The 25121-nt window shown below is 46.4% G+C and carries 21 protein-coding genes; 11 read left to right on the plus strand and 10 right to left on the minus strand.

Annotation, left to right across the window (positions count from 1 at the left end):
* The first annotated feature begins 117 nt into the window (after positions 1-117).
* The 4 genes from QUA23_RS03835 (at position 118) to cobT (ending at position 3750) form a co-directional block, all read left to right on the plus strand.
* Positions 118-831, plus strand: a complete 714-nt coding sequence (locus tag QUA23_RS03835) for a Crp/Fnr family transcriptional regulator (protein ID WP_190663937.1) — start codon at positions 118-120, stop codon at positions 829-831.
* 90 nt (positions 832-921) lie between these two features.
* On the plus strand, positions 922-1419 hold the full coding sequence (locus QUA23_RS03840; protein WP_333073336.1) for a universal stress protein: 498 nt from the start codon (positions 922-924) through the stop codon (positions 1417-1419).
* Between the two features lie 260 nt (positions 1420-1679).
* A complete protein-coding gene (locus tag QUA23_RS03845; protein ID WP_333073337.1) occupies positions 1680-2435 on the plus strand; it encodes a DUF2232 domain-containing protein in 756 nt (251 codons plus the stop codon).
* Positions 2436-2643: 208 nt separating this feature from the next.
* The gene (cobT, locus tag QUA23_RS03850) at positions 2644-3750 is read left to right on the plus strand and encodes a nicotinate mononucleotide-dependent phosphoribosyltransferase CobT (RefSeq protein WP_333073339.1); all 1107 of its coding nucleotides are present in this window, start codon (positions 2644-2646) and stop codon (positions 3748-3750) included.
* A gap of 387 nt (positions 3751-4137) precedes the next feature.
* On the opposite strand, the gene QUA23_RS03855 is transcribed toward cobT, so the two are convergent.
* Together QUA23_RS03855 and QUA23_RS03860 are read right to left on the minus strand one after the other, a co-directional pair.
* Complete coding sequence (locus tag QUA23_RS03855; protein ID WP_333073341.1) at positions 4138-4536, minus strand: hypothetical protein; 399 nt, start codon at positions 4534-4536, stop codon at positions 4138-4140.
* A 476-nt stretch (positions 4537-5012) separates the two neighbouring features.
* On the minus strand, positions 5013-5261 hold the full coding sequence (locus tag QUA23_RS03860; protein WP_333093770.1) for a hypothetical protein: 249 nt from the start codon (positions 5259-5261) through the stop codon (positions 5013-5015).
* On the opposite strand from QUA23_RS03860, the gene QUA23_RS03865 reads away from it, so the two are divergent.
* Positions 5211-5330 (plus strand): hypothetical protein, encoded by a 120-nt coding sequence (locus QUA23_RS03865; protein WP_333067056.1) that lies wholly within the window; start codon positions 5211-5213, stop codon positions 5328-5330. The two genes, QUA23_RS03860 and QUA23_RS03865, sit on opposite strands and share 51 nt — an antisense overlap.
* Positions 5327-6436: an extracellular solute-binding protein gene (locus QUA23_RS03870; protein WP_333073343.1), complete on the plus strand. Its 1110-nt coding sequence runs from the start codon at positions 5327-5329 to the stop codon at positions 6434-6436. The genes QUA23_RS03865 and QUA23_RS03870 overlap by 4 nt, the downstream gene beginning before the upstream one ends.
* 67 nt (positions 6437-6503) lie before the next feature.
* On the opposite strand, the gene QUA23_RS03875 is transcribed toward QUA23_RS03870, so the two are convergent.
* The 4 genes from QUA23_RS03875 to QUA23_RS03890 all read right to left on the minus strand — a co-directional run bounded on the left by QUA23_RS03875 (position 6504) and on the right by QUA23_RS03890 (position 12631).
* Positions 6504-7010, minus strand: a complete 507-nt coding sequence (locus QUA23_RS03875; RefSeq protein WP_333073345.1) for a hypothetical protein — start codon at positions 7008-7010, stop codon at positions 6504-6506.
* 228 nt (positions 7011-7238) lie between these two features.
* Entirely contained in the window at positions 7239-10460 is a 3222-nt protein-coding gene (locus QUA23_RS03880) for a PAS domain-containing protein (RefSeq protein WP_333073347.1), read from the minus strand.
* 528 nt (positions 10461-10988) lie between these two features.
* Positions 10989-12119: an aldo/keto reductase gene (locus QUA23_RS03885; RefSeq protein ID WP_333073349.1), complete on the minus strand. Its 1131-nt coding sequence runs from the start codon at positions 12117-12119 to the stop codon at positions 10989-10991.
* 5 nt (positions 12120-12124) lie between these two features.
* Complete coding sequence (locus QUA23_RS03890) at positions 12125-12631, minus strand: bifunctional nuclease family protein (RefSeq protein WP_006635481.1); 507 nt, start codon at positions 12629-12631, stop codon at positions 12125-12127.
* A gap of 228 nt (positions 12632-12859) precedes the next feature.
* Here QUA23_RS03890 and ribE point away from each other — a divergent pair, with 228 nt between their 5' ends.
* Positions 12860-13573, plus strand: coding sequence for a riboflavin synthase (gene ribE, locus QUA23_RS03895; protein WP_333073351.1), 714 nt, complete (start codon positions 12860-12862; stop codon positions 13571-13573).
* 265 nt (positions 13574-13838) lie between these two features.
* Here ribE and QUA23_RS03900 read toward each other — a convergent pair whose 3' ends face one another.
* The 3 genes from QUA23_RS03900 to QUA23_RS03910 all read right to left on the minus strand — a co-directional run bounded on the left by QUA23_RS03900 (position 13839) and on the right by QUA23_RS03910 (position 18970).
* Positions 13839-14729, minus strand: a complete 891-nt coding sequence (locus QUA23_RS03900) for a glycosyltransferase (RefSeq protein ID WP_333073352.1) — start codon at positions 14727-14729, stop codon at positions 13839-13841.
* 15 nt (positions 14730-14744) lie between these two features.
* Positions 14745-17117: a hypothetical protein gene (locus QUA23_RS03905; protein WP_333073354.1), complete on the minus strand. Its 2373-nt coding sequence runs from the start codon at positions 17115-17117 to the stop codon at positions 14745-14747.
* Positions 17118-17191: 74 nt separating this feature from the next.
* Entirely contained in the window at positions 17192-18970 is a 1779-nt protein-coding gene (locus tag QUA23_RS03910; RefSeq protein ID WP_333073355.1) for a peptidoglycan DD-metalloendopeptidase family protein, read from the minus strand.
* Between the two features lie 430 nt (positions 18971-19400).
* Between QUA23_RS03910 and pgeF the strand changes: the two genes are divergently transcribed.
* Both pgeF and QUA23_RS03920 read left to right on the plus strand, forming a co-directional pair.
* On the plus strand, positions 19401-20279 hold the full coding sequence (gene pgeF / locus QUA23_RS03915; protein ID WP_333073356.1) for a peptidoglycan editing factor PgeF: 879 nt from the start codon (positions 19401-19403) through the stop codon (positions 20277-20279).
* A 243-nt stretch (positions 20280-20522) separates the two neighbouring features.
* Complete coding sequence (locus tag QUA23_RS03920; protein WP_333073358.1) at positions 20523-21134, plus strand: CPP1-like family protein; 612 nt, start codon at positions 20523-20525, stop codon at positions 21132-21134.
* 146 nt (positions 21135-21280) lie between these two features.
* Here the strand turns inward: QUA23_RS03920 and QUA23_RS03925 are convergent, their stop codons facing one another.
* Positions 21281-21967 carry an HAD family hydrolase gene (locus QUA23_RS03925; RefSeq protein ID WP_333073359.1) on the minus strand — a complete coding sequence of 229 codons (687 nt, stop codon included), beginning with the start codon at positions 21965-21967 and terminating at the stop codon, positions 21281-21283.
* A gap of 496 nt (positions 21968-22463) precedes the next feature.
* Here QUA23_RS03925 and QUA23_RS03930 point away from each other — a divergent pair, with 496 nt between their 5' ends.
* Together QUA23_RS03930 and QUA23_RS03935 are read left to right on the plus strand one after the other, a co-directional pair.
* Positions 22464-24593, plus strand: a complete 2130-nt coding sequence (locus tag QUA23_RS03930; RefSeq protein WP_333073360.1) for a diguanylate cyclase domain-containing protein — start codon at positions 22464-22466, stop codon at positions 24591-24593.
* Entirely contained in the window at positions 24574-25107 is a 534-nt protein-coding gene (locus tag QUA23_RS03935) for a GNAT family N-acetyltransferase (protein ID WP_333073361.1), read from the plus strand. The genes QUA23_RS03930 and QUA23_RS03935 overlap by 20 nt, the downstream gene beginning before the upstream one ends.
* Positions 25108-25121: the final 14 nt, after the last annotated feature.

The following is a 25121-nucleotide window of genomic DNA, read 5'->3' on the forward strand; positions in this document are numbered from 1 at the left end:
ATCCTTGATTTTAGATCCTTGTTTCTCAAATCTTGAATCTCAAATCCAATGACTCGGCTGCAAGCTATTTGTAACTGCCCAGCGCAGCTCAAGCGCATAAATTAAAATGATGGCCTCATGGAAGACCGCTTTAACACCCGAGATCCGAACTCTAATATAAATCAATTGATAGTTTCTACTCCTTTTTTTGCAGGATTACCCGATCCTGTAATCGAGAGAGCAACTGTCCACATCGTTACCCGCAGTCATCCGTCAAATCAAGTGATTTTACTCGAAAATGACTGGGGAACATCAGTGTATTTTATATTGGATGGTTGGGTGAAAATTCGCACCTACAACCTAGACGGAAAAGAAGTAACACTGAATATTTTAGGGAAAGGAGAATTATTCGGGGAAATGGCCGCGATCGAAGAAGCACCGCGATCGACAGATGTGATCACCCTAGCCCCGACACTGATCGGTAATATGCCATCTCAGGATTTTGTGCAGCTCATTCATACCGAGCCGCTAGCAGGTATTCGCCTAGCTCAACTGATGGCGCGTCGCCTGCGACAAGTCAACCGCCGCCTGCGTTTGCGAGAGTCTGACAGTACCTCGCGAGTAGCAGATATTCTATTATTTTTGGCAGAGGGGCAAGGCAAAAAAATCCTGGAAACAGGAGGTACAGAAATACCGAACCTGCCACACAGAGAACTGAGCAGCCTCAGCGGGCTGGCTCGCGAAACAGTAACGCGAGTGCTGAGCAAGCTGGAAAAAAAAGGAACTATTCAGCGCGAACGTGACGTTTTGTGCATTCCCGACCTCCACGCCTTAGAGCGTCTGTTAGTCTAGAATTATCAGAGTTTGCTTTTATTGCATCTAATTCAAAAGCACTCTCTGTTAACTAACTGATATTAATGATTTCCCGGAGGAGGTAAAGCTGTGAGTTTTAAGAAAATTTTCGCCGCCTTAGATGATTCTGAACTGGGCCACCGCGTGTTCACTCAAGCTTTAGAATTAGCTCTGAGCGATAGCGCCCAGGTAATGCTATTTAACTGCGTTACTGTGAGCACGGTGGGTCAGACGGCAGTGCCAATTCCAGTAGATTTGGGAATGAATGTCGAGTTAATGGATCAAGCTTATCAAGCTCAACGTTTGCGGCTGGAAAAGGAGGTAAAACACGCTTCGGGTTTGCTGAAAAATTACTGCGACGCCGCAGCAAACAAAGGATTGCAGGTGGAATTTGACTGCAAAATGGACGGAGATCCGGGGCATTGTATCTGTGAATCCGCCGAAAATTGGGGCGCAGATTTAATAGTGTTGGGGAGGCGCGGCCGCACGGGGTTCGCAGAAGCTTTCCTCGGCAGCGTCAGTAATTATGTCGTTCACCACGCATCTTGTTCGGTTTTGGTAATCCAGGAAGTCAAAATCGAAAAATAAATAATGCTGCTGAAAATTTTGGCTGAGAAAATCCATCTAACATAAGACTTGCGTTCCTACCTAAACCCGGTTTCTGCGAGCAATATTAAATTTGGTGGCGAGGCATCCAAACACTGAAACCGGGAATCAGCCGTATCGGGCGCAAGTCCCCTAAAATCTAAAATCTAAAATCTAAAATCTAAAATCGGGAATCAGCCGTATCGAGCGCAAGTCCCGTAAAATCTAAAATCTAAAATCTAAAATCTAAAATCTAAAATCGGATGAGTGATTTTTTGTCAGCAGATGCTGCCTCTAATTCGGGTAGTTCACCCAATACAAATAACGAGCCACCAACCGCGGATATTTCAGCAATGGCTGGCGATCGCCCAAATCCCGATCAGGGGAAGCGCGCCTCTGGGGAAGCGCCTTTAAGGCTGGTAGAAACGGCTTTTTTGGCAAGTACCGCTAGCTTAATTTGGCTGGTAAATTATTACTTTCCGCTGGGCCCTTTGCTGCGGGTTTTTTTCCCGATACCCATCGCCCTGGTTTACTTGCGCTGGGGCAACCGAGCAGCTTGGATGGCAGCTTTGGTATCGGGTTTGCTGCTGTCGGTACTGATGGGCCCGACGCGGAGCATTTTATACGTGATCCCTTTTGGAGTTATGGGAGTTGCGCTGGGAGGACTTTGGAGGCGCAAAGCGAGTTGGTCACTCTCTATTAGTGTGGGCGCTCTCATTGGTACTGTAGGCTTCTTTTTTCGGTTTTGGCTGCTGTCAGCGTTGGTGGGTCAGGATCTATGGGTTTACGTAACCGCCCAGGTAACAGAGATGGTGGAATGGGTGTTCGTGAAGCTGGGCTGGCTTAATGTACCGAGTTTGAACACAATTGGGGCGATCGCCGCCGGGATGATTTTGGTTAACAATATTGTCTATTTATTTGTAGTGCATTTAGTAGCTTTGCTGCTGTTAGATCGTTTGGGAAATCCGATTCCGCGGCCGCCAAGCTGGGTGCAACTTTTGATTGATTATGAAGAGTAGTTATTGGGCATCGGGCATCGGGCATCGGGCATCGGGCATTGGGCATGGGGCATTGCTAATTGCTAATTGCTACTAAATAACTAATGACTAATAACTAATAGATCTCTCCTGCAAAACAAGTCTTGAACAGGCAAGATGCCTGTTCCACAATAATTATTGCAGAGGTCTAATGACTAATGACTACTGACTACTGACTAATGACTAATTTATGATTGGTATTTATACAGAAATTGAACAGGGGCAGCGGTGGCTCGATCGCTATCGGGGACGAAAACCGATATTTGCCTGCGTGTTAGGATTTACCGCTACAGGCTTAATTCCGGGGATTTCAGCAGCAGGAGCAACACCGCACGATCGACAATTTACTTGTTTAGCCGATGCAGAATTTTTGTATAACGGCCCCCAACCGTCGCCCCAATATCCTTTGCCGCCCCTAGAAGCGGGTGCCTCGCCGGTACTGATATCTCGCGCTGTAGTCGAAGCTTTGGAACTTCCCCTTTACCTATTTAATGCTGGTTTGCCCCTCCCACCTCCCGTACCTGCAATTGATTTGGGTGGCACTCCGGCAAAGTGTCTGATTTCTGGGAATGCTTTAGAACTCGAAACAGTCAAACATTTGCTCGAACAAGGATTAATTTGGGGAGCTAAATTAGCCGATCAAACTAATGGCAGCTATTTAATTTTAGGAGAGTGCGTAGTTGGGGGAACGACTACTGCTTTGGGCGTGTTAATGGGTTTGGGTATTGCAGCGGCGGGCAAAGTTAATAGTTCTCATCCTCGCTGCAATCACGCTCAAAAATTGGCTGCGGTGACAGCGGGACTCAATAATGCTGAGTGGGAAATTAACGGACAAAACAGCACTCCCCTGGAATTAATAGCGGCGGTGGGCGATCCGATGCAAATAGCGGTGGCGGGAATGGCGATCGCCGCGAGTCGGACTTGCGGGGTGCTTCTGGCCGGGGGTACGCAAATGCTGGCAGTGTACGCTTTGATGCAAGCCTTAGCCCGTGAATATGCTCTAGTATGGCGTCCCGAACAAGTTGCGGTGGGGACTACGCGCTGGGTGGCCGAAGACCCTACAGGAGACACGATAGGACTCGCTAAAGATATCGGCGGTGTGTCTCTGTTGGCCGCGCAGCTAAGTTTTGCTGGATCTCGCTACGGACAACTGCAAGCTTACGATCGCGGCTATGTTAAGGAAGGTGTCGGTGCGGGAGCCTGTGCGATCGCCAGTGGTCTGACTGCAAATTGGACTCCTCCTCAACTCCTCCAAGCTGTTGAAGCTTTAGCCTCGCGGTGTGAAATTAAACATTAGAGAGTCCTGGAGGCAAAAAACCTGGTTTTTACTGAAAATATTGGGGTTTTGCAGCGACGAATACACTCGCAAACCGGATTTTTAGTTTTCTGGGCGTCCACGAATCTTAGGAATTAAACATTAAAAATTCAGATGCGCCGATCGAGCTGCGAACATGGTTGTGCTGCTCACCCAGCTTCCTTTTGGCTGAATAATTATATCACTTTCTGTAGCATTTATGCTCTCAGATTTACATAGTTTTCTACACAATATCTGGCTTTGATGCAGTATCCCCCCTGCTACTTGCAGGAAATAAAAAACTCTATGCAATGAATCTCTAAGTAGACGAGCATAAATCAACGCAACTTGTATTTTTTTTGATTAGTACCCGATCCCCGCTAGCAATATTTAATTAGGCCCGCCTAGATGTTGCGAGTGCATTCTTTTGGAGAGCAACTGTTCTTCCAAGGCTGCAATTCGATTGTAAGCTGCTGTTAGCTGAGCTGTTAAGCGCTGGATTTGAATCTCGGCGCTCAGCTCTTTTTCCAGGCTTTGAGAATTCTTGTCGAAGTAGCTGTCATCTAACAGTATGTCCTTGTGTTCGAGGAGGCCGTCGAGACTGCTGTAGCTTTGATAGGGCGAGGTTTTGTCATTTCCTACCGTTCCAGAGCGATCGTTTCTCTGTTGCTGGGTCAGCTTCGTCTCCGTGGCAGACGCCAAGAGCTTTTCATTGAGGTTTTCTATGAGTTTGTAGAGGGCCTCGATTTGTTGGCTCAATACTGTAACTTGCTGGCGGAGCGCTTCCATACAATCATCCTTTGGCTCGTAACTTAATATCTTTACATTTTAGGTAAATCTTTACATAACTTGGATTTATCACTAAATTATTTAATTTTTGACGTAATTGTTGTGTTCCGAATCCTCACGGTAGATTTAGGGAGCCAGCTTGAAGATAATCGATCGCCATTCGTGAGTCGATTGTAGATTGTAGATTTTAGGTTTTACATAGTCTTGGACACAGGAACCGGGTCGGTTAACCCCTATACTTCGTTCAAACCTTCAATCCTTCAATCAGAGTTAAAACGTCGGGTTTCTGAGAGTGGGATTGCAGAGCGTCCTATTAGATTGACTTCGCTCTCGCCAGTGCTTTCAGGATTCAGATGAATGAATTTTTAGTTTTTTTAGTTATTAAGCTGTCGCCGATTTAAAAAGGATTTTTCACTTCGGTTGTGTAAAAAGCGTCATCCAACGGCAGATGGCAGCGCTCTCGTTATTTCGTTATATTAAAAAATGTAACACAGATGCAGTCGATCGACCCGGCTGGCGAACACAACTGGCTCAAAGGAACTTGGAACAGAGAAATTAGCCGTTAAGTTGACGGAGTTTTCGGCATCGGAAAGCTCGATCGACAAGCTAGAAGGTAAAATCAGGGCAAGAGCAAAACAGACTCTTTTGGCAGCAGAACCGAGTACAATGGCTCTGTGTTTGAGGAAGAAATAAGACAAATCGGCGCCAACTACCGGACTCGACAAACAATTATTTCCCGGGCTGTAGAACACAAAACGATCGGTCAATATTTAGAAAAGCGGATTCACAGGTGAAACGAAGGTCTTTGCTATTGGGGGCCGCCACCCTAACTTTAAGTCAATTGGCGGCAGGGTGCGACTCGAAGCCCATTCTCAAAATTCGATCGCTCAAAAACGGTATTCCGGCCCAACTGGTAAGCAAATTTAGCCGCGATGTACAACCGTCTCCGCTTTTGCAGGTAACGCAAGAAGGACAATTAAAAGAATTATTCGCCCTGTTGCAGGAGTGGAAACAGGTTCCCCAATCAAAAAATCAAGCTAACTTGGTGATGTTGGGAGATTACTGGCTGACTTTGGCAATTAGGCAAAAATTGATTAAGCCGATCGATCCTGCTAAGTTTGCTAATTGGCCACAATTGCCCGAAAGATGGCAAAAACTCGTCAGGCGCAACGATGAGGGTAAATTAGATCCTCAAGGTAAAGTGTGGGCTGCACCTTACCGCTGGGGAAGTACGGTAATTGCCTATCGAACCGACAAATTTAAGGCTTTGGGGTGGACTCCGACAGATTGGAAAGACTTGTGGCGAGTCGAATTGCGCGATCGAATTTCTCTGCCAGATAGTGCCAGAGAAGTTATCGGTTTAACATTAAAAAAACTAGGAAAATCTTACAATACGCAGCAATTAGAGCGAGTCCCAAATCTTAAAAAAGAAATCGCAAATCTGCACCAACAAGTTAAACTTTATAGTTCTGACTCTTACCTACAACCATTAATTTTAGGCGATACTTGGTTGGCAGTAGGTTCCTCTGGGGACTTGCTGCCGCTGCTGCAAACTCAAAAGGATATTGCTTTAGTAATTCCTGTTTCGGGAACGGCACTTTGGACAGATTTGTGGGTAGAACCAGCATCAGGGAATCCAGTTTCTTTAGTTGATAAATGGATTGATTTTTGCTTGCAGCCTCGGGTTGCTCCTCAATTATCTTTGCTGGCTAAGGCTAGTTCGCCGATAATTGTCGGCATGAAACCCGAGGATTTGCCGGAAGCTGTTCGCACTAATTCTGTGTTGTTGCCAGAAGCGAAGATTCTTGCTGCTAGCGACTTTCTCCTGCCGTTTGGGGATGGGGGGATTGCCCAATATCGATCGCTCTGGCAAGAAACTAGGCAAGTAGTGAGAAGTTAAAATGCACGGTGCGTCAGCTCTTGATTTATCCATTATTCATCAAATTACTCGCTGCTGGTGCACCCTACTAAAATCCTTTCACCCTTCCTCGAATACCTGGATTTGAGAGAGATTCTAAATCAATCCGACAGAAGCGCCGATCGCCCTTGCACGAATAAACTGCCAAAGCCGTGCCTTGACGATTGCAAACTCGCACATTGTAACCGTATTCGCTGGCGACAGTCCCAAAGCGGTTGACAAACTGATAGCGTTCCATATAATCGAGCAAACTCCAAAGTTGGCGGTTAACTATGATAATTACCCAAGTATTGCCGGGATCTACAAACCAGCGATCGAGCAATTTCCCGCCATAGAGTTTTTGAGCTAACCACAGACTCGGCACACTTTTTTCGGTTTGCGACAGCGGAGGCGACGGCAAATTAGCAGCGTTGCCAGTCGGGCAGCTCGGCTGCTGGGAATATGCGGCAGATTGTCCCCACAGCAAGGCTCCGAAGCACGCAGAACCCGCAATAAGGAACAAAAATAAACTTTTTGTCAAAATGCAATTATTGCGGGTATCAACATCGTATTTCATAATTATTTTTGGCTTTGTTATATATTTTCTATAGGTGCGGGTTTTACCAATTATTCATGTCGGAAAATTGCCATCTAGAAAACCCGTCCCCGCATAGGATAGAACCTACATCAACCTTACATTTTATTATATGCAAAAGATGTACATGCCAATTTTGTTTTGTGTGGTGGCGAGTTTATGAGATTGTTTGTTTTTGGCTTTTATTATTAGCCCGCCCCTGAAGTCATGTTAAAATTCCGATCGCCTAAACAATGAAGCAGGCAGACAAACAGTAAAAGTAGAACCGCAATCTATATCGCTAGTAACTTCAATATCGCCGCCCATCATCTGACAAAAACGCTGACTGATAGTCAGTCCCAAACCAGTACCGCCGTACTTGCGAGTAGTTGAATTGTCGGCTTGAGTAAAAGGTTGAAAAAGTCGCTCTTGCTGCTCTTTTGTCATGCCGATGCCCGTGTCCGTCACTCGGAAAATTAAAAATTCTGCATCCAAAATTAACAGTTGAGCAACTCTCGGTTGATATTTATTTTTTAATTCTTCACTGGTAATTCTTTCGACAGTAAGCACGATCGTCCCATTAGCAGAAAATTTAGCAGCATTGCTGAGCAAATTCAGCATTACCTGCCGCACTTTCATCAAATCGCCGTGCATCGCGCCGATATTCTCAGAACTCAATACTTGCAAAGTATTGCCGTTTTTATCCATTAGCGGTTTGATAGTTGTTACCACCTCCTCGATTAAGCCTCCAACATCGAAGCTTTCGAGGTAAATCTCCATCTTGTCAGCTTCAATTTTGGAGATGTCGAGAATGTCCTCTATCAGCCGCAGCAAGTGTTTGCCAGCAGTGCGAATTTTGTCTAAATCCGAGACAACCTGTAAGTTGCCTAACTCTTCGGCATCTTCCACCAGCATATCGCTGTAGCCGATAATCGCATTCAGGGGAGTTCGCAACTCGTGGCTCATGTTTGCCAGAAAAGCACTCTTGGCACGGTTGGCGAGTTCTGCGGCTTCTTTGGCCAACTGCCACGCTTCCTCAGCGTCTTTGCGTTCGGTGATATCTCGCAGTGTCGCCACCACCGCTTCGACGCTGCCGTCTGTCGCACAAACCGGGCTGAGAATGTACTCGTAGTCGCGGGTTCCCCAGCTTGCCGTGGGGACAATTACTTCGCCTTTCACGGGCTCGGCTGTGGCAAATATGCCGTGGCATTCTTGGTGAACTCGCTGCATAATTGTTGGCGACCAGCCTAATTCCTGCCAGGTTTTGCCAATCATTTCTCTGGGGTTCATGCCGGCAGCTTGAGCGGCGGTGCGGCTGACATAGGTGTATTTTCCCGATCGATCTACCAGAAAAATTAGGTCAAGGGAAGCGCCGAGAATGCCGTCAACTGTTCTGGCGTGTCGGGCTACCTGAGCGGTCATTTGTCTAACGGTGATGGCGCCGCGGACTCTGGCGGCGAGCTCAAACCGCAAGAGTTCGTTGGCTTGTTTGAGGAATAGGGTGCGCTGTTCGACTTCTATTTCTAGTTCTGCTTTGGCTTTTTCTAGGGTGAGTTCGGCAAGTTTGCGATCGCTCACATCTGTAGAAATTGTACCGACTGCATAAGCTTTACCTTCGGAGTTGCAGAGGGGAAATTTCAGAGAAATATAAGTGTGCGGGCCGTCGTCTTGAGGGATGATTTCTTCGAGGGTTAGGGGCGAGGAGGATTCAAGAACTTTTAGGTCATTTTCTCGCAAGGCTGCTGCTTTGTCTTGGGGAAAAATATCGCCATCGGTTTTTCCTGTTATTTGCTCTTTTGCGATGTCGAACAAATTGTCAAAATGGCGGTTGGTGAGCAGGTATTTTCCCTCAACATCTTTTATGTAAATTACTGCTGTTGAGTTGTCTAAAATCGCTTGCAGCAGTGCTTCGCTCTTTCGCAGGGCTTTTTGAGTGTTTTGGCGATCGAGTATTTCTGGCTGCAATTCCCAGTTGAGGCGATTTAAGTCTTGCCAAGCTTCCTGGACTAGATTTAAGGCGATCGCACTTTTTTCTAGTTCTGTATTTACCTGCCGCGACTGATTTGAGACGGAGTTTTCGGCCAATTCTAGGGGTTGGAAAGCGAGCGGGATGTGGGGATTTGCGATCGGGAGATCGCCCGGATTTTTTTTATATCGAAAATCGACCGCTAATTTACCGTTTAAACTCGATTTTTTAGGGAATAAATCTGGAAATTCGCCTAAATTTAAATTGTCATAAATTAAATCCAAATTCCGGGATCGCTGCTGCGGTTGGGCAGTGGGGTTAAATGCCCAATTCCCCTCTGCTGTTGATAAATTTGAGTTACCGGGTTTGGCAATCCGGCGGGTGACAGCAACTGCCAAGGCGAAGGGGACAACGGCAGCAGCAGACAGTGCCAGCAGCCAGTTGTTGCCCCACCAGGTTTCGATCGAGGTTTTGGGGATAAATCGCACTAAAATTGCTGCGGGTTTTCCGGCTAAATTGCCGAGGGATTTGGCAGCTACTGCATGAGTTTGACTGCCTATGTGTACGTTTCCGGCGACTAATTTGCCGTCGGCGGCGAGTGCAGATTTTAGGAGAGATTTGTCTATTGAATTTAAGTCTGGCAACTGTTGGTTTTTTGTAACTGCTTGCGAACCTGCCAAGACAAATTTGCCCTCAGCCAGCGGTACGTAGATAGCGTGATATCCGCCGCCCTGTAAATTGAGGGTTTCGCTGTTAGCGACTGCCGACGTTTGGCTGATAATTTTTCTTAAGACTAAAGCAGCAATCACTGTCTGATTTTTGGGATCTTTTACGGGAATTGCTGCGTAGCGGACGAGCACAGGTCGATCGACCTTTCCGGGCAACAAAGATCCCAATTGTTCCTGAACTTCTGATTTGGCAATGATTTCGGTAGCTGTAATGGGGTTTTTTGCACCCAATACTCGATCGACTATTTTTGGCAGGTTAAAACTTTTTCCCTTCTGGTTGGGGTTGACGCTAACAACTATCTGTCTGTTTTTTCCAACTAAGGCCGCGCTGTCTATTTCCCCTGTCTTGACTTGATTTTCTAGAATTTGCTTGACAGATTTTTGCAAATCTGATATTTTTTTCCCGCTGTTGTAAGCTAAGGCTGTTTGGGCGATCGTTTTGCTGTCAGAAGAGTTTTGCAAACGGTCTGCGGCGCGATCTAGTTTGAAATTGTAGTTAATTTTACTAAGGCTCAGTTCTGATTTAGCTTGATTTTGCAGTTCGTTGTTTCCAACTGCCGATGTTAGCCAAAGTGCTGCTCCCGTTAGTCCGACTGGCAAGATTGTTTGTAACGCCAGCAGTCCAATTAGCTGTTTTCTGGTAACAGATAAGTTATAGGTGCACGGCGTGAAAGCTGCTTTCACTCTTCTTTCGGAAGTTGCAACTTTAGTTTGTTGCAGACAATTTTGCTGGCTGTCGTTTAACTGAGTATGAGCCATAGTAGTAAATGCGGGATCGGTTGTAGATGACAGGGCATCAATTAATCGGGAAGGCAATCAATTTTAGATTTTAGATTTTAGACTTCGGCGTGAGCGCTCAGGTGAACGATTGTAGATTTTATATCGAATTCGGTTAATAAATGGTCATAAATTTATTCGGTATCGCCGACCAACCAAACAAGAAAATGACTGGGGTCTTCTCAAAAAAATCAGTTTCTAGGTGTCAATCAGATTGTGTTATTTATTTGTTTTTACATATAAGAGTCTCGGCTCCATTTAAAGTGTGTTGGGAGCATCCAAATGAGTGCTTTCACAGGAGTGTTTGCGCTTAGATGTAGGCTTGGCTGTGCAAGATATTCACACTCCTCAAAAACGCTTTTTGCCAAATCGGGATGCTCCCGCATACAGTCGTAAAACGAAGTAGTTTATCGATCGACAGTATGGTAAATTTACTTAAACCAAAGTTTAGCGTAATTTTTGCAAAACTTTAGATAAGCTCGATCGCCTTTTCCCTTCATCACCTTTTTTTCAATCCCACAACCGCCTGCCTGCTTTGCCCCCGAGTCGCTGGTGAGTATCTTTGAGCAAAGTTGGGATGTCTAACTCTTCGGGACACCGGGGCAAACATTCGCCACAATCGGTGCAGCGGTTGCCTTTGCTGCCAGGAAACCAGTGTCCGGCATTTTCAAACATGGCGTAGCGGTATTTGCCAAAGTCAGTCATGTCGCACCCGACGGCGAGATTGCGGAGTCGCAATACTTCGGGAATGTTGATGTTTTCCGGACAAGGCAAACAGGCATAGCACTGGCTGCATTTGTCGGTTTTCAAAGTGTCTGCAATAGCCGATTCTAGCCGATCGAACGCAGCGATTTCGGCGTGGGTGAGGGGAAAGTCGCGATCGCAATATTGCAGGGGTTGCTCTAATTCTGTCGCATTTGCCGCCCCCACACTCAAAGTCCCAATCCTAGTATCGCTAAGTAAAAACCGATAATTTAACTCTAAGGGCGAGAAAGGCGAGCACAATTGTGCGAGACTTTCCGGGGGCGTGTAGAGTTGCCCTCCTTTATCGGCTGGGGAAATGATGAAAACGCCCATATCTTTGTGCTTGGCGAGTTCAATTGCCGGGGCGTTGCGCTGAAAAAAATAGTAATAATGCAGGTTGACAAATTCAAACAAATCTGTGTTTATTGCAGCCAAAATCAGATCCAGAGGCCCGTGAGTCGAAAAGCCGACGTGCCGAATGCGACCATCGGCCAGGGCTTTGCGTACAGCTTCCATGCAGCCTGTGGCCGATCGCACAATCGCCAAATGTTCCCAAGTATTCAAACCGTGAATTGCCAGACAATCGATATAGTCTAAATTCAGGCGTTTGAGGGATGCCTCGATGCAGCGTTCCATTGCTGCTGCATCCTCCGTTGGGGAAATTTTTGTAGTGACGTGAAGGCGCGATCGATCGACCGACAAACCAGCCGAAAGGGCCGCGCCAAGATATTCCTCGCTGCAACCGTAACCAGCAGCCGTTTCCAGGTGATTGATTCCCTGAGACACCGCCTGTTGTACAGTCTGACAGGCAGTTTCCTCAGAAGCCAAATAGCGCATGGTTCCCAAGGAAAATACCGACAGGTGCAACTTTGTTTTGCCAAACCGTCGATAGCGCATAAAGGTTAGGAAGTTTCGCCCGGGCTGAAGCCGCTTCTCTTGATCAAATCCTCTGGACGGAGGTTTGAGATAAATTCCCGGAAGGCCCGGCGTTCGGCCTCATCAGCATCTCGATCGACAGGTATCGAAGCATCGGCGACGACTTCTTCCATCACCCAGATGGGGCAGTTCGTTCGCAGAGCTAGGGCGATCGCGTCGCTAGGTCGGGCATCGATCTCTTTTTTAACTTCTCCCTGACGGACGATCAGGACGGCATAGAACGTGTTATCTTGCAGCGAGTGAATAACTATGCGCTCCAAGGTAAGACTCCATGCCTCTAAAAAATTGACCATCAGATCGTGAGTTAAGGGCCGAGGAGGCTTGTGGCCTTCGATCGCGCTAATAATAGCCTTTGCTTGCTCCTGACCGATATAAATAGGCAAAGCCCGTCGCTCAGTAGCGTCTCTCAATAGGACAATAGGACTGCGCGTGGCTGCATCTAAGGCAATTCCAGCGACTTTCATTTCAATCATTCGATCGGCCTCATAGAATTAAGAAACTGTAAGGCAGTAGAGAACTTGGACATAAAGATCACCTAAATCCAGTATGACTCGATCTTCGCCGGAATCTGCAACTGATCTGGGACTGTCGATTTTAGATTTTAGATTGACTCCAGGGGACAGGGGGACGGCAAAACCTCCTGTCTCTGGTTTGTGCCTGTGGTTTCATGTAAATAAGCGATCGACTACGGAAAAATACTTATGTTTACAGGACTAATTCAATCTCTCGGAAAGCTGAAGTCGCTAGGCAACGATTATTTCCAAATTTCCTGCACATCAAACAACTCCTACCAGATTTTACAAGATTTAGCCATTGGGGACAGCGTAGCCGTGGATGGAGTCTGTTTGACGGTAGTGGAAGTTCTGCCGCAAGGTTTTGTCGCCGTCGCTTCCCCGGAAACCCTGCGCCGTACTACTTTGGGAGCATTCCCCGATGCTTGGGTCAACTTAGAAACCTCTCTGCGCGCAGGTAGCAAATTGGGGGGACATTTCGTGACGGGGCACGTAGATGCGATCGGCACTTTAGCAACCTCAACCCAAACCGCCAACGCTTGGGAGATGCGGTTTACTGCCCCACCGGCAGCAAATTCGGGATGGCAACGTCAAGTCGCACCTTACATCGTTTCCAAGGGCAGTATCGCCGTCAACGGCATCAGCTTAACCGTGGCAGATTGCGATGCTGACGGCAATTGGTTTGAAGTTGCTGTCATTCCCCACAGTTTTGGTGAGACAAACCTCAGCTATTTGCAACCAGGAAGTTTAGTAAACTTAGAAGCAGATATTCTGGGTAAATATGTCGCCAAATTTCTCCGCAGCGGCTCAAAATTCCATCCCGAACCGTGGGAAGAAACCCCCCCAATCAACAGTTTGGGAACAATTACACCAGAATTCTTAGCAGAACACGGATTTATTTAATCTGTGGGTACGTACCGCGCACCTTGCTAATATCTGAGATATTACACCATCCTCAATAAGCCTTTTACGCGCGGGTTATCCTGCCCAGCCCCACAATAAAACTCACTCTTTGTGGAACAGGCAGGTGAGCCTGTTTTTGAGTTGTAGAAGGCATCAGGAGCGAATGAATTATATCAATAATTGACTGTTCAAAGCTGACGCACTCCACTAACTCTTAATTCTCTCTCTGCGCTCTCTGCGCTCTCTGCGGTTCATTAATAAAAATCTATTCCTCAACAAAATTGTTTTTCTCCCAAAACAATCCCGCAGCAATTCCTGCCTGAGAAACTAAAAACAATGCAGCAATTAATAGCTTTTGAAAGCCCGGTGCGTGGAAAAATGGATAAGTTAGCAAATTCAGATAAAATGACGGATGTTGTAGTTTCCCATTAGCCCCGCGTTTCGAGATAATTTGCTGAAACAAAAAAGCACCTCTACCATAATTGAATTGTTGTTTCCAAAATTTGCGAAGAGTTAGTGCATGGAAGTGATAGACTATAACTTCGGGAGCGTAAATTGCGGCTTTGCCAGAATGCAACCAGCGATCGCAAAATTCCCGGTCTTCTCCAGCCGCTAGAGAAAAAGTCGTGTCAAAGCCGCCGATTTTTTGGAAAGCCTCAGCGGGAAGGGCAAAATTGTTAGAAGTGAAAAATTGCGCGCGCTCGCCAATAGCATTATAGTAACTGTAAAGGTAATCGATCAGTTGCTGGCTGGCAGTAGAATAAATGTTATCCGGCAGCGCGTTTACAGTTCGACCTCCGATTAAGCAATCTGGTGTTTCCACAAATCGCTTCTCCAGATTTTGCAGCCAATCTACCCCCACCGTACAGTCATCGTCTGTAAACACTAAAAATTTGCCTTCTGCGGCAAAAGAGCCAGTATTTCGGGCCGTTGCAGGGCCGGAGTTTGGTTGTGTCAGAAGTGTGATATTGAGCAGATTTTTAAAAGGCGAAATTGTATTTTCTACAGAAATTTCGGTGCTGTCATTGACCACGATAACTTGAAATTTATCGCGCGGATATTCAATTTCAACAAAAGACTGAAGACACGCCGCTAATTTATCGGGGCGATTGTAGGTCGGAACAATAATTGAAAATAGAGTTTTAGCTTGGTTCATGGTAACTAATAACTTTTAATTTTTCAAGCGATATAGCACCGACTCAGTATTAAAATCTTTCCCAAAAACTGGTTGCAGCGGTCCCTGGGGACTTGTCAGCCAAGATAAAGCTTTTCTGGTAGCTGCGTTTGTCTCAGTCAGGGGTCCGAATCCCACAGTCCTAATTTTATGTTGTCGCAGGTTGTCAATCCATGCCGAAAGTCGATCTGGTCTAAACGGCACATATAAAACTTTTCTGTCCAAATTTTTCCCGTAAAATAGGTAGCTGCGCGAACTTAAAAAGAAGCCTATTCTTTCATCGGGTAGTGTATTTTTATCAATATATTCGTAAATACCGCGATACAGTTCTGTGCGTGCAAAATCTCGCTTTTCCCTCCAATGACCAATTACTATCAATCCTATGCACACACCAATTATTACTATATAAATTGATTTTTGGCGAGTTGGAAATAGATGATTCAGCCATCCGAAGCCTGGATTTATTTTCAACAAGATCGCAGCCAGAGTCAGTGACACAATATAAAATATCGGATATGGTAATATATATTGCCAACTCGGAGCTAATATTTTCCAGATAGTATTAATAGCTTCTCCTGGATTAGACTTAAAATTGTCAATCAATAAACTCCCCCAAACAATACTATCTCCGGTGAAAGAAGCATTTTTAATATAATCAAAAATTGTGTTGCTAGTAATTCCTAAAAAACCACTAATCACAACCACTGCCAGAACAACTTGATTTTGAGTTTTCAAGAGAGTTGCTGTAGCTGCTGCGGCGACGGCGAGTACGCTTAAAAAGGGAAATCCGTATCTGAGGTTAAAACCGAGTATAGGGCTGAGTTTACCGATCGACTCTCCGATAGTACCGGAGGTGTAAGGTGTAATTAGGTAGAGAATTCCTGTACTGGCGAGAAGTACAATTAAAATAATATTATTTTGATTAATTCTTCTGGTTTTACTTTGGATAAAAGCCAGAGGCGCTGCCAATACCTGAAGTGCGATCGCCAGAAAGGGCAGTTGCAATCTAATGATAATTTGTAAGCCGACAGTTTGCCAGTGGGAAAAATTGCTGGGATTAAATTGAGCTGCTAAAGTGCTTTGCCAAATCTTTAGAAGTGACGAAGCTGGTGGCTGCTGTACCGGAGGTGTTTGCCCAGGTACGGGAGACGGTAAGGAAACAGGCTCTAAGGGAATTTTAATATCGCCGACTTCGCTGACAGGGTAATTAATTTGCAGCAAGTTTCTCGCATACCAAAAACCTCCTAAAAGCAAGCAACAAGCTACGCCGCATAGCAAGACTGGTTTGAGAAAGTGGCGAATTCTAAATTTAGCTGATGTAGATTTTTTATTAACCGCGAATCTTTTAAGTTCTAATATTGCTAATCCTCCTAAAAGTGAGGCAGCATAGACTATCCCAGTGATTTTTATTCCGGCTAGCATTCCTGCAGCAGCCAAAAATAGGGAGAGTTCGGATTGCGATCGGCTGCTGTGATAGGATAAACCAAGATACAAACCTACTGTAAATATTGCAGCGAGCGGTAAGTCTGGGTGAATCGTGTTAACTTGGTTGAGCATCATCGGTATTGTCAATACTAAAGATGCTGCTGCCATACCGTGAATTCGCGTTGCTCCAAATTTTACGCTTAATAGATAAACGGCAATTCCCTCAAGTACCCACGCAATTAAGAGGGGAAAAGCTGCGAGAAAATCTTCTCGGAATGGCAGTACACACAAAACCGATAAAACGTGCCAATTGTAGGGATATACTCTGGCTTGTTCTTGTTCAAAAATCCAATTTCCCGCTGCATCTAATAATGTCAATGAATGGGTTTGATACCATCGGGCGATCGCAGGTAGGTGAAACCACAATGAATCATAATTGGTTGTGGGTTTGGTTGCGACAATTTGTAACAGCAAAAATCCTGCAATAGCGGTGGCAAAAATAATTAGGCGTTCGGATTTGCCCAGAGGTTGCTTGAGTTGGGGAATCGGCCACTCGGAGAAGGTAAAAGTTTTGTGGTTTTTTGTATAAATCAGGATGAAGCCGATCGCACCAATCAGAATTTCTGCTATAATCACCGCAGCAATATTTAGGCGATCGGCACTTCCTAAAATCAAGCCGATACAAACTTGTGCAATACTCCATCCCGTCAGGAGTACAAGGAGAAAATGGGGAAATGAATAGTTATTGTTTTCTTTCTGATTCTCAAAGGCAAGAGACAAGCTTAAGGGAATCGGCCCGACTAGAATAATCAGAAATAAAATTAATTCCCACAAATGCTGCGCTATTAGCATAAGCTCCAAGTTACCATTTTTTATCAGTTTTTCCTCGTTACCCGAAAAAGCCTGGTAACGAGGAAAAGCAACGAGTTCGGCTGTTCGTTGCACAAAACATAAATTTTCTTGTGGGGTGGGCTTTTCGACCGTTCCACAAGAAAATTAATTTAGCCAATTCCCAATTTTTACCTGTTAGCTTGCTTCTGAGTTTTGGGTTTGACGGCTTCAGTATCTTTGAGCTTAGAAGTGTCAGCTTTTAACAGTTCCGGGAATGGCGGCTGGAGGTTGTGAACTTCGATGTCCATTCCCAGCGGCAGAGGTGGAAGCTGAGGCAGATCGTTTTCCAAATCCTTGAGTGAGTTAGCGGTTTGTATTTCCACCATTTTCGGCATTTGCGGTACTTTGGCGGTTTCCAAACTGCCGATCATTTTTGCCAGAGCGAATTCTAGCTGAGATCCCGGGTCGATCGCCACCCAACCCTGGTCAGTCATTTGGCGAACCTCAAAGTGGAGGTGAGGCCCTGTAGACATTCCCGTACTGCCGACGCGGCCGATAGTCTCTCCCTGTTTCACCCACTCTCCCGGTTTCACAAACAGTTCCGAAAGGTGGGCGTACAGAGTTTCCTGAGACTTTTTGCTGTGGTTGAGAACCACCGTCAAACCGTAGCCGCCCAACCAATCGGCGATCGCCACTTGACCGGCATAGGCCGCCAGTACGGGCGTTCCCATCGGGGCTCCCAAGTCAGTTCCGGTGTGAAACCTGCCGTAGCCCATAACCGGATGAGTCCGCCACCCAAACGGCGAAGTAATTGCCGAAGCAATAGATAGCGGAAACAGCAAGCTGGTGTTGCCATTTCCGGGCAGGCCTGCGGGACGCGGCGTGAGATTGTAGTAAGCAAAACCGGTATTGCTGCCGCTGCTGACACTAACCGCACCAACTTGAACCGGCCCGAGTCCCATGCTGGGCGCGGGAGCGCCGCCGCCGTAAGATGCAGATCCGGCATAATACCCAGCGTCTGCGGAGTATCCAGTGTCTGCGGAGTAGCCGATGTTTGCCGAGTAGCCGGTGTCTGCCGAGTATCCTGCGTCTGCCGAGTATCCTGCGCCTGCCGAGTAGCGCGGGGGTGCGTAAGCAGATTCCGGCGGGTTGGAACTCCCCCAAACCTGGCTGCCTATTTGTTGAACGGCTTGACCGATTTTACTGACAGGATTTCCGCTACTATTTCCTGCCACAGTTTCCCGAACATCGCCCCGAAGGCTTTCTGGCAGATTTCGAGGAGGAGGGGCTGCAATATAGCCGTCGCCTGCGATCGGAGTTTCCGGGCTGTAGCTGGGTTCTCCTGCATCTGCCGTCACCGGCTCGGAAACAGGAGGAGGCGCGCACAAATCGCCACCTCCTTCGCAGCCGGTCGATCGTTCTGCAAACTCTATTCTGGTTGGCGCTTCGTACTCGCTGGTAGCACCAACACTGTAGTCTGTTTGGTCGATTTCAGCGTGGGCTGGGTTAACTGGCGCTTCAAAAGGCGGCTCTTGGGCCGTCGCTTCTGGCAGGGGAATCAGCGCGGGTTCCGGCAGATAATATTCGGTGGGAGGTGGTTCGCTGGCGTACTCAGGCTCTGACGGCGGTGCGGCATCGAAAGGCTCGGAGGGCGGAACTTCTGCCTGCGGTTCAGGGTAGGGTTCTGGCGATCCTTGGCTGAATTCTGGTTCCGGGGGCGGGAGAGGAGCTTCAAATAATGGCTGGAGGTCTGCTGCGCCGGGGACGGCTTGTTCTGCTGGCGGAGTTTCGGCTTGGGCCCAAACTAAGCCTTTGCTGAGCAGTCCCAGACTGGCAAGGCAACCCAGTCCCACCAGCAGTGAGCGATCGGACAAAAGGCGCGATCGAGTCCGGGCGCCTGTAGGGTTCTTTTTTTGCTGTTTGGTGTTCAAAGGGGCTGTTATTTGCTTGTCTGGAACTGGTTTCACGATTTTTTTTCCCAACTCAACAGGGGGCACAAGGATCTCGAAGTCAGGATCGAATGTATGGCAATCCTTGTCTTTATATACAGGCCTAACTGATTTTACCGGGCTTGAGGCAATTTTTTTTGCACATAGAACAAGCTCGAATGCCTTGCACATTCAGTCGCGATCGATATCCGGTTTTTTTGATCCCGATGGCACTTGCATAGAAGTCTGTGACGGCCACACTGATGATAGCGCTTTGGCGTTCGTCTATGTTAATTAGTTGCCTATATTTCTGGGGCTGTGCAAAATTTTTGCGCTGTCGGTCGTCCTCAAACCGCCGACCGATCGCAATTTTTTCCTGAAACCTGGTCCTGCCTTTAAACTTCGCGGACAAAATTTTTGATTGTTTAGAATACAAGCTAAATGATTCGCTTGGGTAAGGATACGTTTCATGACTGTAGCTGGCGATCGCTTGACAAATTTTCCTGACTATGAGTGCGTCGGAAGGTCTGACGGTATCAGTTGGGACTGGCAGAGTTCTGAAGGCTTGCCCTATCTGACTTGCAGCTTGCTTTCTCGCTGGTCTCACGGCTTTTTTACGCGGGATTTCTCGCCCCAGGGGCCGATCGATCTGACGGCAGTTCTCGAACCGGGAGCTAAGGTTTACCGACTCCAACAGGTACACGGCAATGCGGTACTCAAAACGAGTGATTTGTCCCCGGTTGTGGCTCCGACCCCGGAAACTGCTGCCTCAAGCTATGCTGAGGCTGATGGCTTGGTTGCCGATCGAGAATTGGAGGCGCTGTGGGTTTGCTCGGCCGACTGCGTGCCGGTGCTGATTGCTGACGATCGCACAGGACTCGTTGCAGCAGTTCACGCGGGTTGGCGCGGGACTGCTGCTAAGATATTACCAGAGGCGATCGCTCAACTTGTGGCACAAGGCAGTCAACTAGAAAATCTGAAGATTGCTATGGGGCCGGCGATCGCTGGAGAGGTTTACCAGGTATCTGTGGAAGTAGCAGCGGAACTGGGAGCCACCATTGCTCCTAAGAGTGGCGTTAGTGCGACAGCCGACGGCATTCTAGAGTTTTTGCACCAACTGCCGGAAACGCCTGTCTTAGCCGATCCCGAACCGGGAAAAGTACGCTTGGATGTTCGCCTCTGCAATGCTCTGCAATTGCAGCAGTTGGGAATCGATGTTTCTCAAGTGGCGATCGCTCCTTTCTGTACTTATTCTGACTCGGCTCGCTTTTTTTCCTACCGCCGCGATCGACTTAAAAAAGTCCAGTGGTCGGGAATTGTGAGTGCCTGCGGGACAAGTCCCTTCTGAGGGCATTTGGCAGAAGGTAAAATTTTAGACGGCCAAGATAAAAATAAAAATCTTTGGATTCATTATTTTTTATTTACGAATGCCAAATGCCTTCTAGTTTCTATTTTCGTAAGGTTTGCTGGTTCCTGTTTTAAAGCACCAAAAACTAGCAGCAAAACTTTTGGGAAAGCGGCAGAGCCCCCGCCCCGCTTTCCTCTCTTGTTAAGATTGCTCTATAACGAGAGTCTTCAGCGGGTTATTACCATGAGTGAGCCAACTCCCTATCAACTGCTTGAAGTCGATGAAGATGCTTCCTTTGATGAAGTGCAAGAGGCCCGCACGCGCCTAGCTGAGCAGTACAGCGGTGACAAGAAACGTTTGGAATTGATCGAAGCAGCTTACGACGCGATCCTTATGGATCGCCTACGGCAGCGACAGGAGGGTAAAATTAAAGTACCCGAACGCATCCGCTTTCCCGAACGGCTGACTCCGCCACCCCCAAGCTTTACTCCCTCTCCTCCTAGTGGCAGCCCTGCTTGGTTGCAGCGTCTAATCGATACTCCTAGTCGATCGGACATTTTGTGGCCGGCTGGGGTGTATGTGGGGTTGGGCGGACTGAGTATTTATCCGGCGGCTAATGATGGTTTACTACAGTTGACTCTGGCTCTTGGGGTCGGCTCTTGTCTTTATTTTGTTAATCGCAAGGAACAAAAATTTGGTCGGGCTGTGCTGCTGACTGTGGCTGGCTTGGTTATAGGCTTGTTGCTGGGAGGATTTTTGGGTTCTTTGGTCAGTCCGGCATTTATAACAACAGAGAAATTTATCGCTTTGTTTACGTTTTTAATTCTGTGGCTGGTCAGCGGTTTTCTGCGATAGTCAGCAGTCATTAGTCAGCAGTTATTAGTCAGCAGTTATTAGTCAGCAGCCAACCACTAATAACTGTGGAATCAAGACCTCCGACCAATAACATCAGCTAACAATTAATAACTAATGACTAATGACTAATAACTAATGACCAATGACTAATTTTTGTGACCTAAAATAATCTCAACTGCTTCGCTCAAATTGTTGGCAATTAAATCAGGTTGGTGCATTTCTAGTTGGGTACGATCGCGAATTCCGCACAAAACACCAATTACCTTGACACCGTGCGTTTTTGCTGCTACAATGTCCGCCTCCGTATCGCCAACCATCCAAGTGTCAGAAGTCGGCGGCAGTTCGGCGAGAGCTCTTGCCATCAACAGCGGCTTATCTTTGACATCCCCGGTTTTAACGTAATCGTTGGGGAGGCAATAGCGGCGGTTTTCTGGGAAAAATTGCCCTAAATTGCAGCGGTTGAAGGCTTCATCTAGTTCCCTAACGCGGCGCATGGTCATCACCGCTAAGTCTACTCCAGCGCGCTGCACCTTTTCGAGAGTTTCCAGAACGCTGGGCACTGGTCGATCGTAAATCATGTAGGGTAGCGTGTGAACGGTTTGACGGCGTTTCTGGGCAAAATCGCGGGCTTGATCTGCGTCTAATCCTGAGAGAATGCCAATTTCGGTTTCGGGAACCCGCGCGCGCTTCAGATCCCAAAACTCGGCTTTGGGGAGTTCTCGCACTGGTTGGCCCGAACGCTTAGTCTCGGCGAGACAATACTGGTAAACTCGGTAGTAGCGATCGGACACGTCCATGATCGGGCCGTCAAAGTCGGTAATAAGTCTCAGCATTTAGCAGAGTGTTTTTAAGCTTTTATACAAATTCTTCGATACTATATCACTTAAAGTAACACTTTCTTTACGAAAATTGACACAAATACGCAGGGGAGGTAAGGTCTATAGGAATGGTGCTAATTAAAGGAAACATTTGAATTAAACTGTGCTACTTCTTAACTTTAGCGGTTGTCAGCAATATCGCGGAATTTAAAATTAAAATATGCCGCACAAATAGTGCAAACCGCTACGCATTGTTCATAAATCTAAACCTCAATAGAGGATGATTGTGACTGCGCTTTCTCAAAAAAAAGTTGGTAAAATTAATATTTTGCCTCATTTTTAAAATAAGCAAAAAACTGCTTGGAGAATCCAAAGTGTACTGTTTGCATAAATTAGCCAGCGGTACCAGATGGTGACATCTGCCAGTATAAAAATTTATATGAGAAATAGCAGCCAAAAAACAACTAACTTTACCTGCTAATTTTTGAGATTGATGCTCTACAATAACGAGATGCTCCCAATATTAACTGTAGAGAGCAGCCCAAGAAGTATTAATATTCTTCTTTATAAGCTGTTATCCTTACGCAGGATTGAATACCTCACAGTCGATCGAGAACTTAAGATTCAAGAAATATCTTTGAAAGTGCAAGAGTTTGCCGGCATTCATGAGGAAGTAGGCGAAGGAAAAGACGTGCGCGATAGTTTTCCCGAACTGATTGGAATTGAAGAAATCCTTGAAGGTATTATTGAACAACGAGAGCAAGACTTTCAGTTAAAATCAATTACCAGAGTTCTCAAAGACGGCTCTTATTTGTATCTAGATTTGTACATCTTTGGTTATCATGGAGAAGCCAATGCTGACAGATTGATTATTTTATGCGAAGATGTGACCGATAGCATTGCAGCTCAGCAAAGAATGGTTCAGGCTGCCAACGAAAATAGTATTAAAGTTGATTACTTAGCTGCGGCTGGCGATTATATTGACAAAATTATTAATTCCCTAGGCGATGTTTTGTTAGTAACAGCAAAATCGGGAAAAATCAAAAAAGTGAATCAAGCTGCACAGCAATTATTTGGATATACCGAATCGGAATTAATCGGCCAATCGATATCCATGATTACCGCTGAGGAGGAACTGTTACGCAAAGTCAGCCAGCTACCTCCTGCACTTAAAAGCGAATATTGGCCTCAAGTAAAAGTAGCTTGCCAAACGAAAATAGGTTTAAAGCTGATTGTGGCGTTTTCATGCTCTACTTTCGAGACAAACACAGGAAGCAAGTATGCAGATAGCGAGGTTATACAAAATTTTGTTTATATCGGCAAAGATATTACCAAGCAACAGCGCATAAAAAATTGTCAAGAAGCACAGTATGCTGTTACTCATATTCTGTCAGAATCAACTTCTCTAGATAGCGCAACTCCGAGAATTTTGCAAGCTATTTGCCAAAGTTTTGGCTGGGATATTGGCGAACTTTGGACGCCCGTAGAGGGGGAGAAAGAAACTAGATTTGGTGCGGAAATAAAACGCGAAAAACAGCCGCTTTTGTGCCTGCCACTTTGCTGTCCGATCGAGGAAACTCCTGGTTTGCGGCGTGTGGCTGTTTGGCAAGCGGCGGAGGAAGTTAGGGAGTTTGCCCAAAACGGCCAGCAGATTACTTTTGCTGCGGGTGAGGGTTTACCCGGAGCGGTTTCCAGTAGCGGTTCTCCGCAGTGGATTACTGATATTGTGGGCGATCGCAATTTCGTGCGATCGCGCTTGGCTCAGGAAGTGGGACTGCGATCGGGATTCGGTTTCCCCATTCACGCTAGAGGCCAAGTTGTAGGAGTAATGACTTTTTTTTGCCGGGAAGAACTGCAACCGGATCAAGATTTACTTCAGATCATAGCTGTGGTAAGTTCTCAATTAGGAGAATTTATCAAGCGCAAATATGCAGAGCAAGAATTGCAAGAAGCTGAAGTTTCAATCCGATTTTTGTACGAACAAGAAAAACGGCAAAGTGAAGAATTAGCGCGGCAAAATTTAGCTTTAGAACAAGCAAAATTAGAATTACAAGCAGCTAACATGGAATTGCAGCGGCTCGCTTCGGTGGACGGATTGACTCAAATTCCCAACCGCCGCTGTTTTGACAAAAAATTAGAGTTAGAATGGCAGTGGATGGAGCGAGAACAAGAGTCGCTGTCTTTAATTTTGTGCGATATCGATTTTTTCAAACTTTACAACGATCATTACGGGCATCAAGGAGGCGACGAATGTTTAAAACAAGTAGCCGAGATTTTAGCTAGCAACGCTCAACGGACAGGAGATTTAGCCGCCCGCTACGGCGGCGAAGAATTTGCGGTAATTTTGTCGCGAACTGATATGCAAGGAGCAATGCGGGTAGCTGAATCAATTCGCAGCGATTTGAAAGCTGCTGCAATTTTTCATGCTGCTTCCCAGGTAAGTAAGTTTATAACTCTTAGTATGGGTATCGCTACTACGGTACCTGCTGCTGGTTTATCGATTGAGGAGTTAATTGGACAGGCCGATCGAGCTCTGTATCGAGCTAAACTAGAAGGGCGCGATCGTATAGTTTGCCTAGAGTTGAAAAGAAAATTTCAGGGCCAGAAAGGAGTATTTTCTGATGATTGTGAGAGAAGCTAAAATCGCTGATGCACCTGCAATCGCACGGGTGAATCTAGATACTTGGCGGACAGCTTACCGAAAAATTGTACCCACAGATTACCTCGCGCAACTGTCCTATGAAAAAGCAGAAAGTCGCTGGCAAGAAATCCTGGCCAACGTCAAAAATACTGGGGTTTTTGTCTGCGTTGCTGAGAATGACTCGGGACAAATTGTGGGTTTTGCGGCAGGTGGTGACGAGCGCACGGGCAAATATGTATATAAAGGAGAATTATTTGCCATCTATATTTTGGAGGAATATCAGCGTCAAGGAATTGGACGGCAACTCGTGAGAACAGTTGCAACAAAATTGGCAAAATTAAGTTTGAACTCGATGCTGGTTTGGGTACTAGGAGACAATTCAGCCTATAAATTTTATGAAGTGTTAGGAGGTGAAAAAGTAGACGAACAGCAAACAAGTAGAGCCGGAGTTGCACTCAAAGAAATTGCCTACGGGTGGAAAGATATCGCAGTGCTGATTAACAAGTCTGTATGACTTAAAAACTGGAA

Source organism: Microcoleus sp. Pol1C5, assembly GCF_036701115.1.
In the GTDB taxonomy this organism is placed as follows: Bacteria; Cyanobacteriota; Cyanobacteriia; order Cyanobacteriales; family Microcoleaceae; genus Microcoleus.

Coding starts and splice junctions, on each gene's coding strand:
- QUA23_RS03835 (WP_190663937.1), top strand. CDS start 118: ATGGAAGACCGCTTTAACACCCGAGATCCGAACTCTAATATAAATCAA.
- QUA23_RS03845 (WP_333073337.1), top strand. CDS start 1,680: ATGAGTGATTTTTTGTCAGCAGATGCTGCCTCTAATTCGGGTAGTTCA.
- cobT (WP_333073339.1), top strand. CDS start 2,644: ATGATTGGTATTTATACAGAAATTGAACAGGGGCAGCGGTGGCTCGAT.
- QUA23_RS03855 (WP_333073341.1), bottom strand. CDS start 4,536: ATGGAAGCGCTCCGCCAGCAAGTTACAGTATTGAGCCAACAAATCGAG.
- QUA23_RS03875 (WP_333073345.1), bottom strand. CDS start 7,010: ATGAAATACGATGTTGATACCCGCAATAATTGCATTTTGACAAAAAGT.
- QUA23_RS03880 (WP_333073347.1), bottom strand. CDS start 10,460: ATGGCTCATACTCAGTTAAACGACAGCCAGCAAAATTGTCTGCAACAA.
- QUA23_RS03885 (WP_333073349.1), bottom strand. CDS start 12,119: ATGCGCTATCGACGGTTTGGCAAAACAAAGTTGCACCTGTCGGTATTT.
- QUA23_RS03890 (WP_006635481.1), bottom strand. CDS start 12,631: ATGATTGAAATGAAAGTCGCTGGAATTGCCTTAGATGCAGCCACGCGC.
- ribE (WP_333073351.1), top strand. CDS start 12,860: ATGTTTACAGGACTAATTCAATCTCTCGGAAAGCTGAAGTCGCTAGGC.
- QUA23_RS03900 (WP_333073352.1), bottom strand. CDS start 14,729: ATGAACCAAGCTAAAACTCTATTTTCAATTATTGTTCCGACCTACAAT.
- pgeF (WP_333073356.1), top strand. CDS start 19,401: ATGACTGTAGCTGGCGATCGCTTGACAAATTTTCCTGACTATGAGTGC.
- QUA23_RS03920 (WP_333073358.1), top strand. CDS start 20,523: ATGAGTGAGCCAACTCCCTATCAACTGCTTGAAGTCGATGAAGATGCT.
- QUA23_RS03925 (WP_333073359.1), bottom strand. CDS start 21,967: ATGCTGAGACTTATTACCGACTTTGACGGCCCGATCATGGACGTGTCC.
- QUA23_RS03930 (WP_333073360.1), top strand. CDS start 22,464: ATGCTCCCAATATTAACTGTAGAGAGCAGCCCAAGAAGTATTAATATT.
- QUA23_RS03935 (WP_333073361.1), top strand. CDS start 24,574: ATGATTGTGAGAGAAGCTAAAATCGCTGATGCACCTGCAATCGCACGG.